Source organism: uncultured Agitococcus sp. (genome assembly GCF_937920075.1).
Lineage (GTDB): Bacteria > Pseudomonadota > Gammaproteobacteria > Pseudomonadales > Moraxellaceae > Agitococcus.
In genome coordinates this window covers 1-11,561 of sequence record NZ_CALETI010000460.1, presented here as the reverse complement: position 1 = coordinate 11,561, position 11,561 = coordinate 1, and the positions used below count along the sequence as shown (strand labels likewise).

At 36.8% G+C, this 11,561-nt stretch carries 9 protein-coding genes; 2 read left to right on the top strand and 7 right to left on the bottom strand.

Translation table 11 applies throughout. The features are described 5' to 3' along the window. The 5 genes from Q0212_RS15640 to Q0212_RS15620 all read right to left on the bottom strand — a co-directional run. Positions 1 to 979 (bottom strand): porin (locus tag Q0212_RS15640; RefSeq protein WP_297927227.1); only part of this gene is annotated, 979 nt, incomplete at its 3' end. A 278-nt stretch (positions 980 to 1,257) separates the two neighbouring features. Beyond that, positions 1,258 to 1,758: a DUF1566 domain-containing protein gene (locus Q0212_RS15635; protein WP_297927225.1), complete on the bottom strand. Its 501-nt coding sequence runs from the start codon at positions 1,756 to 1,758 to the stop codon at positions 1,258 to 1,260. Positions 1,759 to 1,849: 91 nt separating this feature from the next. Further along, entirely contained in the window at positions 1,850 to 3,340 is a 1,491-nt protein-coding gene (locus tag Q0212_RS15630; protein WP_297927224.1) for a DUF1566 domain-containing protein, read from the bottom strand. A 567-nt stretch (positions 3,341 to 3,907) separates the two neighbouring features. Then, on the bottom strand, positions 3,908 to 4,702 hold the full coding sequence (locus Q0212_RS15625; protein WP_297927222.1) for an SDR family oxidoreductase: 795 nt from the start codon (positions 4,700 to 4,702) through the stop codon (positions 3,908 to 3,910). 14 nt (positions 4,703 to 4,716) lie between these two features. Beyond that, positions 4,717 to 5,988, bottom strand: coding sequence for an OmpA family protein (locus Q0212_RS15620; protein WP_297927220.1), 1,272 nt, complete (start codon positions 5,986 to 5,988; stop codon positions 4,717 to 4,719). A 233-nt stretch (positions 5,989 to 6,221) separates the two neighbouring features. Here Q0212_RS15620 and Q0212_RS15615 point away from each other — a divergent pair, with 233 nt between their 5' ends. Further along, positions 6,222 to 7,364 carry an FIST N-terminal domain-containing protein gene (locus tag Q0212_RS15615; protein ID WP_297927218.1) on the top strand — a complete coding sequence of 381 codons (1,143 nt, stop codon included), beginning with the start codon at positions 6,222 to 6,224 and terminating at the stop codon, positions 7,362 to 7,364. Next, positions 7,361 to 10,216: a response regulator gene (locus Q0212_RS15610; protein WP_297927216.1), complete on the top strand. Its 2,856-nt coding sequence runs from the start codon at positions 7,361 to 7,363 to the stop codon at positions 10,214 to 10,216. The genes Q0212_RS15615 and Q0212_RS15610 overlap by 4 nt, the downstream gene beginning before the upstream one ends. A gap of 12 nt (positions 10,217 to 10,228) precedes the next feature. On the opposite strand, the gene Q0212_RS15605 is transcribed toward Q0212_RS15610, so the two are convergent. Continuing rightward, positions 10,229 to 11,107, bottom strand: a complete 879-nt coding sequence (locus tag Q0212_RS15605) for a hypothetical protein (RefSeq protein WP_297927214.1) — start codon at positions 11,105 to 11,107, stop codon at positions 10,229 to 10,231. Positions 11,108 to 11,135: 28 nt separating this feature from the next. Beyond that, positions 11,136 to 11,561 (bottom strand): DUF3131 domain-containing protein (locus tag Q0212_RS15600; protein ID WP_297927212.1); only part of this gene is annotated, 426 nt, incomplete at its 5' end.

Genomic DNA, 11,561 nt, shown 5'->3' with positions numbered 1-11,561 from the left:
TAAAATTATAATCAATACCTACACCTATTAAAGTGGTATCCACTTCATCACTACTTGTACCAATAAAGTTTTTGCCTGCATCAAAATTAACCATGCTGAACTGTCCACGTACAGTAACGGCATCCATCTTATACGAACCACTTAACATTAAAAGCTCTTCATCCATTTTAGCGGCGATTGTATTTAAATTATTAGACGCTTCTGATTGTTGAAACATTGTCGAGATAGTTAAATCATTAAGCTTATAACGTGCATTAAACCTCATGGTATCACGCTTTTCTGAGTATGATGTAGCCGCTACAGGCACATTACCTACTAGTTTAGCAACTTCATTAGCAACTTCAACAACCAACTCAGGCAATTTAGTAGTAACATCCTTATCCATTGCAAAAGATAAATATAAATTATCGTCTTCATAACTTAATGCAGTAGAAATTGCGTCAGCAATATGGTTTTCATTACTAGCACCTTCACTAGGCTGCAATGTTAAATTCACTCCAAAAACATCCAAAAATTTTGGAGATACATAATTTATAGAATTCTCCAATCTCATTTGCCCCGTCGCATAGTTATCCATATCTAAGATTGTATTATCATTAAATACATCAATATCATCCTCAGCATTTTTTAATGGAGAGTCAATATTGCCCAAGCGCACTGTACCCCATTGGTAGTGTTTTAAACCCAAATAACGTTCGCGAGCATTTAAATCTTTACCACCAGCCATATCACCTTGAACTTCCCATTCCGCTTTATAAACAGCGGTAAATTCTTCGGTTAATTTTTCGTTACCTTTAACACCAATACGAGAAGAATTACTGTTTAATTCCCATACTTTGCCATCAACACCAGCACCTAAATCTTGATCCATATAATCAACAGATAAATTCAAACGACCATAAACAGTTGGTGCAGCTTGTGCAGTCAGTGGTAATAATGTCGCAGCAGCAATGGCAACAGCTAATAATTGACGCTTCATATCTAATCCCCTCTTGGTTTTATAATGGTGTGGGACACTTACAATGCATTAGGACAAAATTGATTCACTGTAACTGTTAATTCAACCACACATCTATGACACAATTTGTAACACATTCAAAAACGATGTCAATAATATTTTGCAAAACTTTTTTGCACTTTTTTATTGCTTTTTGTAAACAATGCACCAAAAAAAATTTATTTAGTGCAAATGCTCTATTTTCACTCTTGTAACAAATTATTCATAAGCTCGTCAAGCACCATCACAAAATGCTTTTCTTAATTACGCACCAAACGTATCGCAAATAGTTCTGTTTTTAGCTCAGGACGCGCAACGCCATCATCAAAATTAACTCTCCACGCACTATTGCTATCATCGCTATTAGGTGATGCTGTCCAATACGTTGTTTTAACCATACCATCATTAAAGAACTTTTGATTAATTGCCATATCATAACAAGAGTCTTCTATCAAAGTTTTTAACTCTTTAATATTGGGTAATCGCCAACCACTTCCTGTATTAGCCGCAAACTGTAAGGCACTTGCCCATGTGTGTAGGGATTCGCCACCCACACACGCCGTTCCAGAATAACTTTGCCCAACTGCACAACGCTGCCAAATTAGATTTGTTTTTAAATCCTTCACTTCTTTATTATTATTTTGTAGTTGATAACGTGAGTCAGGCGCACTTTGCTTGATTGATGAAACACAATCTGCAATAGCAGACTGATATATGTTTAATAACATCAATAAACCAATCGTTCTTTTAATTCCTATCATTTTTTCACCATTTCATGATTATTTTACTATAGGGTCTGTTGAGGCTTTGCGTCTGAGCAACCACAATCAAAACGTCAACAGCCCCTACAAATTATTGCCCACCACGTACCAACAAAACAGGGAACATATTGCTTTTACTATGCTGACCATCGCTCGCATCTGCAAAGTTTATAGCCCAAGCACTTGCAAGTGACACGGCGACTGTTGTAGATGTCCAATAAGACTTACGCTGCATATTCAAAAACAAATTATTATCGACAGTTGCTAGGGTTGTTTGACCATAATCAAGAATAGATTCTAATTCTTGGCGTGAGGGTAAACGCCAATCACTAAAACCACATAATGCCGATTGATTTACCTTATTTGTATAATCTAAGGTGTTATTGGACTGTTGCTTTCCAACGAAACCGCCATTTGATGTGGCATCCGTGTTATACCAACTATAAGTATTTTGTGTATCTCGCAAAGCCTTAGCCTTATCATTAGTTTTAACTTCCCAAATCAGGCCTGTTAAATTATCTTTGACACAAGACCATATTGTTGCGTTATCCAATAATAACTCACCTTTGATACCTAACTTACTAAAATCAAATCCAGCAACCCCGATCCCTATTTTCTTTAATTGTTTTTGAGCCGCCAAGGCATCTCTACCAATTTGACCATCTTGTTGCCAATTAAACCAGCCACCTAAATTTGTCACATTACATTGACTAAAAATTGTGTTGTCATTAGCGCATATGGTAATGCCCGTATCATTTATTTTGTCAACTGCGACACTATCGGCCTTTAGTGTTGTCACAAACAACACTTGACTACTAGTAGACAAACCTTGCTCATCTTTTACTAACAACTTAACACTATAATCAGTTTGTACTTTTAATTCATCAAGTTGTGTACTTAGTGTGTTTGATAAGGTCTTTTTAAGTGTTGTTAAACTTGGCTGAAAGTCTGCTTTTCCCTCAGTTATATGCACTTCATAAACTAATTTTTCTGGCAAGGTGCTATCATCTTTAGCCGCTGCCCATTCAATAGACAAACTCGTTGTTGTTAGCGCTGTTACTTTTGCCAAAGATACATTGGTTGGAGCTTGATTAATCGGTGGAGTGCTTTCATTTAAAGTCGTCACTGTTTTTGCAGAACTAATAGTTTTAAGCCCTTGGCTATCTATAGCTATTAATTTAACTTGATAAGCTGTTTGTGCTTTTAAGCCTGTAATTGCAGCGTTTAAAACATTTTTACCCGAAAATTTACGTGTTGAGTCACTCACGGTAAAATCGCCACCTTCAGAGAGATGAATCTCATAACTTAAGTCAGTGGCAATCGTTTTGTCATCGCTGGCACTATCCCATTCAATTTGTACTTCTGAAGAGCTAGTTGCTGTTGCTTTTTTAATAGCAACATTAGTTGGTGCTTGATTAAGCTCAGAATTATTATTGTTATTGTTATTAGTATTATTATTGGTTGATGGTGACGAGTCTCCGCCACCACCACCGCCACAAGCAGTTAGTAAACATATTGAAGATAGTAAAAAGATTTTTTTTATTTTGGCCTTAGATGCCTGTTTATCAAAATTAGCCAACATGGCGATATTCCCAAATAACATTAAATACAAACTAATTATACGAGCTAGATAATATTTGAGCTATCAAGCTTTGTAACTAGCGACAGTTAATTTTTTGTTGATTTTTTGCAGATGTTAAAATGTTACTTTGCGTTACCTATTGTTAACAAATCGTTACTTTGACATTGTCAAGATGTTACTGTTACCTGATTTTTATTTAAAAGTAACATTTACAAAAGCCAAAAAGCTCAAAAAACCAACACAATGTATATTTATCGCCCAAAATACTCATTTAAAAAAGTTGGCACACTCTATGCAATATATTATTTGCGTAACACATAACAACAAATTGTACGCAAGATAATAACAACAATAGATAACGATAATAATGCTGGTGTAGTCAGGATGACAAATGCAACTAGCTCTAAATAGTGACAGCAATCGAAAGATTGAAAGTCATCAAGTAGAACTGACGAATAACAATAAAAAGCGTCAGATAAGCGATATAACAACAATAAGTCGCAGTGAAACAACAACTATAATATAAAAAGGTGCAAACGCGGGAGCCATAAACTCCCGCGCTTCCTTTTATACAACTTTCACTTTTCTCATTAGCCAACGAATTGCTGTGGGTGATACTCGATCAACATAGACAGCCAATCTCTCTTTTAAGCCGCCAATAATAATGTGCTCTTTACCTTCTGCTAAGGCTTTAACTACCTGCTTTGCAAACTCTTGTGGTGACATGGCTAAATCTTGAGCTTCATCCATTTTATTTTGTGGTGAACCATCACCTGTTAAAGCCGCATAGCTAATATTGGTTTTGACAAAACCCGGATAAATCACACTAACATATACTCCTTTATCATAAACTTCTGCTCTTAATGCGTCATAAAATGCGGCTATGGCGTGTTTTGCTGCTGCATAGGTTGAACGCATTGGTGTTGCAACTAAACCTGCAATACTAGATACCGCCACCAAACGACCACGTTTGCGTGCTAACATATAAGGCAAAATAGTTTTTGTTAATGCAACAGGCGCAAAATAATCCATCTCCATTAAGGTACGATCAACAGCCAAACTGGTGTCTTTAATCAAACTACGTTGGCTAACCCCTGCATTATTAATTAATAGGTCAACCCCTCCAGTTTGTTGTTCAACTTCTGTTACTACTGTTGATAATTGATCTATATCTGTCATATCAAACGCAATAATCATGTGTTTTTCTGAATTTACACAGCGTTGTTTTACTTGTTGCAAAACATCTGCTCGCCGTGCCGATAACACTAACTTTGCACCTTGCTTAGCAAACTCATAGGCTAATGCTTCACCAATACCACTCGATGCACCTGTAATCCACACTACTCTATTACGAAACGGCATTTTTTTCTCCTATTTTATTGTTTTTGAGCTTTGGCAACAGCAACCACTCTTCTATTTTGTAAGCGACCTTGCTCTGTTGTATTATCCGCTATTGGTCTCAATTCACCATAGCCAATCGCTAACAAACGTCTAGCATCAACGCCAAAACGAATTAGCTCTCTACGAACAGCTTCTGCACGTCTTTGTGATAGTTTTTGGTTATGTGCAATACTCGCTCTGTCGTCAGTATGCCCTTCTATAACAACCGTGACATTGGGATACTGACGCATAAAATCTGCAACTTTTAAAATATCAACAAAGGCGTTATCAACAATAGTGGCTTTATCTGTGGCAAATAACACATTAAGTTTTATTTCTACATCTTCTAACAATACTAATGGACATCCTTTAGCATCAACCTTAGTTCCTAAAGGAGTATTAGGACAACTATCTTGTGCATTTTTGACACCATCTTTATCTAAGTCATCATCAATGACAACATTGACAGGACAGCCCCTAACATCAACTTTAGTGTTTGATGGGGTACTTGGACATTTATCTTCATCATCATTAATCCCATCTTGATCTTTATCACTTTGATTAATACCGTTGACATAGTTATTGTTAGTAACAGTGACATTAATTGGTGCAGCCGCCCCACCCCCACTATAACTCGTACTATTTCCGCCACTAGGCTTACCTGTCCAATTATTACTATTTCCGCCTGTATTAGTACTTAAAGAACAGCCTTTATCATCAACTTTGGTATTTGTAGCTGTATTAGGGCATTTATCTTTTGAGTTTTTGATGCCATCTTTGTCATCATCACCATCAATCGGACAGCCTTTGTCATCAACTTTGGTATTGGCAGGTGTATTAGGACATTTATCTACAGAGTTTTTAATGCCATCTTTGTCGTCATCACCATCAATCGGACAACCTTTGTCGTCAACTTTGCTATTAGCAGGTGTATTAGGGCATTTATCTACAGAGTTTTTAATGCCGTCTTTATCGTCATCAGGGTCAATAGTACAACCTTTTTGATCTACTTTGACATTTGATGGTGTATCTAAACATTGATCTATTTCATCATTAACACCATCAAAATCAAAATCAGGGATGAGTGATAGTCGTGGAGAAATCGGGAAAATATATTGTGGCGGTGTAATTGCGATTGTTTCATCAAAGTCTTTTTCTACAAATGGCTGACCTTTAGGAATAATTGGGGCTGGCCCTTGTCTAATAGCTTGGTTTTGACAAGCCATCAACAATATCGACAACATTAACACCATTGATTTATTTGTCATTATCAGCGCACTCTATTGCTTTTGTATATAAATATTTAGGGGCAACAACCCAGCTCACACCCAAAACGTAAACAGACTCTATCCAAAGTAAATCGTTTTTATATCAAGTTTGATAAAAATATAACTCTGGCTTGACACTTTTTACAAAAAATATAGACTCAAATGTTATACAGAATAAGTTTATCTCTTGCTTATTCCTCGAGCCTATGTTGCTAATGGATTATAAAAACTAAATGAATATTAAACAAATTTATACCAATAATTTTGAACTTAATTCAAGCCAAATTGCCGAATTAAAGAGTATTAAACCTCAACTGGTTTTGGTATTTGCTTCAATTAGCCATTTTGAACATGACACATTTATAAAACAACTCTGCACTGAGTTTAATGAAGCTTTGTTAATTGGCTGTTCAACAGCAGGCGAAATTTATCAAGATGGTGTATTAGACAATAGTGTGGTGCTCACGGCACTATATTTTGATCATCCTGATTTTGTTTTAGTCAAAACCTCTCTCAAATCAATGGATGATAGTTTTGACGCTGGACTACGTTTGGCACAACAACTACAAAATCACTCACTCAATAATATTTTACTATTTGGCCAAGGCGTTAATATTAATGGTAGTGCCTTAATTGAAGGTTTAAAAAGTCAATTACCAAGCCAAACCGTCATTAGTGGTGGTTTAGCTGGTGACAGTGGCCAATTTAGCCGAACCTTTATTTTAAACGGAGAACACCGCTCAACTGAGGATATTTTAGCACTTGGTTTTTATGGGACTCATATCCAATTAACCTCTGCTTGTTTTGGTGGCTGGAAAGGTTTTGGCACAACACGACGAATTACTAAACATATTGGCAATGTTTTATACGAGCTTGATGGCAAACCAGCACTAGAGCTTTATAAACGCTATTTGGGTGATTATGCCGATAAATTGCCTGCTTCAGGTTTACTCTTTCCTTTTTCTATGCTTAGTGCTGATGGCAATGATGTTGGCATTATTCGTACCATTTTGGGCGTTAATGAGGCAGAAGGTAGTTTGATTTTGGCGGGTGATTTAATTGATGGTGGCTATTTACAATTAATGCACGCCTCTACAGATGCCTTAATTGATGGTGCTGAACAAGCTGCTATTTTAGTCAACTCTTTACGTCAACATCAACAAGCAGGATTAGCCATTTTAGTAAGTTGTGTAGGACGAAAATTGTTAATTGGCGGACGTATTGATGAAGAAGTCGATGCCGTAAGTGATATTTTTGGCCAAGAAACTATCATCACAGGTTTTTATTCTAATGGAGAAATTAGTCCTTTTAGTAATACCACAGATTGTAAACTACATAATCAAACGATGACTATTACTTATTTGAGTGAGTCATGATTGAGACCAAACTGTTAAAAAGGCAGCTACGTCGTTTGTTTGATATACAAGATGTTTCAAACTTAGATGATCTATCTCAAGAATTGAGCGACTTAAAGCACCATACCACCTCTCCTACAACACATAAGCTGCTAAGTAACTTTAGTAGCTTTTTACAACAAGTTGATGAAGCTTATCAACAATCTGAACGAGATTTAGAATTACGCAGTCGGAGCTTAGAAATTAGTTCGCAAGAGCTTAACTGGGCAAATCAACGCTTGGCTAATGAATTAGCACTGCAACAACAAACCATTAATAATCTTAAACAATTGGCTGAACGCCTATCCAAAAAAATTGGTGTGGACTATAACGGCCTAGATGAGCGACTAGACTCCGTTTCCACATTGTTAAATAATTTAGTCAACTCTTATCAAGAGTTAAGTGATGTACTTAAATTATCCGAAGAACGTTTCCAGTTGGCGATCGCTAGTGCAGAAATTGGTTTATGGGATTGGCAAATTGATTCCGACTCTATTTATTTTAGTCAAGAATGGCTTGCTTTATTAGATATTAATCCCTCTAAAAATAATCATTTTGCACTTTGGTATGATTATTTACATCCCCATCATACCTCAATATTTGAACAACAAATTAGTGCATTAATCACCAAATCTAGCCACTATTTAAATCTTGAAGTCCAAATGCGCCATTCATCAGGCGAATATATTTGGGTACAAATTCAAGGTAAAGTTCAAAATCAAGACTCTACTCAAAGACGTTGTCTTGGCACAATGGTTAACATTAATGCCCGTAAGATTGCTGAGTCTGCCATTATTGAAGCAAAAGAAGCGGCTGAAGCCAGTAATCAGGCTAAAAGTGACTTTTTAGCTAATGTCAGCCACGAAATCCGAACCCCGATGAATGGCATTATTGGCATGACTAAACTCTGTTTAGACACCCCTATTAATGCTGAACAAGAAGAATATTTACAAATGGTTTCTTCATCAGCAATGTCATTATTGGGCTTGATTAATGATGTTTTAGATTTTTCTAAAATTGAAGCAGGCAAAATGGTGATTGATCCTACAGACTTTAATATTAGAAAGCTGATTAGAGACACATTACGCCCCTTAGCTTTACGCGCTCAAGAGAAAAGTATAGAGCTAACTTGTGACATACAAAATCAAGTCCCAGTTTCTCTGATTGCTGACGCCAATCGCTTACGCCAAGTGCTGATTAATTTATTAGGTAATGCGATTAAATTTACCGAGACAGGTGAAGTCGGCTTAAAGATAACCATTACTTGCCATACGAATCAACAAAATGAACTTTTTGTTTGTGTAAGTGATACAGGTATTGGTATAGAGTCACATTTACTGGATAAAATTTTTGAATCTTTTTCTCAAGGTGATAGCTCCATTACACGTCGATACGGTGGTACAGGTTTAGGTTTAGCTATCTCATCTAAATTGATTGAGTTAATGGGTGGCAAACTGACGGTTAAAAGTCAAATGGGCGTGGGCAGTGAGTTTAGTTTTAGCATCCCAGTAACCATTGGCAACGAACGAGAAATTTCACCTGTAACGCCTGATACGCTCAAAAAACTACCTGTACTTGTTGTTGATGATAATTCAACAAATCGCCGTTTAATGTACGATATGTTGCATAATTTTGGCATGGATCCTTTTGTGGTGGGTGATGCACGCTCAGCAATGATGAAAATGGTCGATCATGCCTTAGAAGGAACACCTTTTAATTTGGTATTACTTGATGCACAAATGCCTGATCGTGATGGGTTTAGTTTAGCCAAAGACATTATTAGTGAAAAAAAACTCGGCTCACCTCGTTTGGTCATGCTCAGCTCGATTGCTGACCCACCAGACTCTAACACTCTAAAAAGTTTAGGTATTGCAGACTTTTTATCAAAGCCAATCGATCAATCAGAATTGTATAATTGTTTATTGCACGTCTTAGGTACAGTTGATAAACATAAATTACAAATGGCTGATAACAAAAATAACTCATTAACAGCACACTCACCTCGCCCTCAACGTGTTCGAACCTTACCTACTAATGAGCCTATCACCAATATGGAAATATCAGATAGACTACATATTTTATTAGCCGAAGATAACACTATTAATCAAAAACTTGCTATTCGTTTATTAGACAAATTAGGTTATCAATGCTTTTTAGCAAAAGATGGTTTAGAAGCAGTAAACGCCGTGAATAGCGATTGTTTTGACTTAATATTGATGGATATTCAGATGCCAACAATGGGTGGTATTGCTGCTACACATCATATTCGTCATTGGTGTGAAGAAAAAAATCATCCTCATATTCCTATTATTGCCATGACAGCACATGCCATGACAGGTGATAGAGAACGCTTTTTAGCAGAAGGCATGGATGGTTATGTGAGCAAGCCGATTATGGTTGATGAACTCAAGGCTGAAATTGAGCGAGTTTTAAGTTTATTCCCTCCACAACAGCGTAACAAGATTGATATGAATACAGATACTATCCCCACTATTTGTTTTGATTATGAATTAACCCTAGAAAATATGGGTGGTGATTCTAGTTTTGTCGCGGAATTAGCGCACGTTTTTATCAAAGAAAACCCTGAACGGATGCAGTTACTCAAACAAGCGGTTGTACAACGCAATGCGGAACAAATATATTTAATTAGCCATAAATTAAAGGGAGAATCTGCTAATTTTGGCCGTCCTCTCGTTGAACAAATTGCGGATAAACTTTGTGAAATGGGTAAAAAACAACAATTCACAGAGATTGACGAAACTTTTGCCGAGTTAGAAAAGCAAGTAGCTATGTTTATTGCAGACCTTGAATATCGGGTACTCAGAATCAAGTAAGTTGCTAATGTGTTATTCTTCGGGAATTGGTGTCACATGGCGTTGAAAAGCAGTACCTTCAACATTGACTTCGTTAACATTGGTTTCTTCTGGCTTAATTAAATGGCCTCGTTCTGGGGTAGCGAGTTCTATTTCTGCCTCTACAGGCAAAGTTTGAGTATTGTTTTCGTTATTTGCTTGTTCTTTGTCTGATTTATCTTGTTGGTCATTTGTAGGCTTCACCGTTTCGGACTGAGTATCCACTGCAAAATGTTGTTGATTCGTTAATGTTTGCACTGTTTGCTCATTATTACTCTCTCCTTGCGGTGAAGTTGGCTGCATTTCGCTAGAGCTAGAATCTACTGTCGTTGTTAAAGACACATTTTCTTCATTAATTACCACAGGTGGTGAGGCTAAAAAATTCTGATTCAACTCCAAAAGACTATCTGGATTCGTTAATTTAAGACCAGATTTTGGAGTTTGAAACTCTGTTAAACCATATCGGCTGTCCATTTCTAATAAAACCGACATAAATGGCTCAATAGTTGGCACTACATCGCCACTTAATTGTTGCAATGCTTGTCTGACTGTGGCAATACGTTGCTTGAGCATGACACGCTCTTGCTCCCAAGAACTGTTAGCTTCCAAATATAATCTAATCGCATCTGACCATGTATTATAAGCTTGTGGGTTTTCTAAATTTTGCCACAATACCGTGGCAAATACCGCCGACAAAGCCGCTTGTTTTTTTTGTTCGTCACTTTGTTGTTCACTACTACTGGCTAAAGCTTGCCATGTTTTTGCTGCTTCTGCGGTTTGTCCTGCACGATAAAATGCCCAACCTGTTTGATAATAATCATTATTACTAATGGTAGCGGCATGACTAAGCGATATATTAAGTGATAAAGCCAAGATAAAAGCTACATCTCGCAACTTATTTTTATAATGGGCAAACAGGTCGCTCTTGAGGGAAACATTGTTGTGGACGTGCATATATTTTGTCCAATCGCTGATTAAAATGTCTAGTTTGATTAACGTGACGATAAATAGGCCCTTTAGCCTTATATAACAATGACTCTAACACCATAGCATTGGTATAACTGGTCATTTGTCGTTCATAAGCACCGCTCGCTTCATATCGCCCTTCATACCATCCTCTATCTTTATCATAGAGAGCCTCTATGACTTTCATTAATTGTTGCGTGTAATCGGTTTTCCATAACACCCACATTGAGAAAGCTGCTTTTGTTGAAACAACAGCCAATTTAGGATACCACTGCCCTTTATCATTAATAGTATTCCAAGGTTGGCCATTTGCAAATACACTATCATTTAAACTTCTTGGTTCAGTGAGTCGATAATAATC

Bases quoted from the DNA above. Each gene is read 5' to 3' on its own strand.
- Q0212_RS15620 (WP_297927220.1), bottom strand. From the start codon at position 5,988: ATGACAAATAAATCAATGGTGTTAATGTTGTCGATATTGTTGATGGCT.
- Q0212_RS15610 (WP_297927216.1), top strand. From the start codon at position 7,361: ATGATTGAGACCAAACTGTTAAAAAGGCAGCTACGTCGTTTGTTTGAT.
- Q0212_RS15615 (WP_297927218.1), top strand. From the start codon at position 6,222: ATGAATATTAAACAAATTTATACCAATAATTTTGAACTTAATTCAAGC.
- Q0212_RS15625 (WP_297927222.1), bottom strand. From the start codon at position 4,702: ATGCCGTTTCGTAATAGAGTAGTGTGGATTACAGGTGCATCGAGTGGT.
- Q0212_RS15630 (WP_297927224.1), bottom strand. From the start codon at position 3,340: ATGTTGGCTAATTTTGATAAACAGGCATCTAAGGCCAAAATAAAAAAA.
- Q0212_RS15635 (WP_297927225.1), bottom strand. From the start codon at position 1,758: ATGATAGGAATTAAAAGAACGATTGGTTTATTGATGTTATTAAACATA.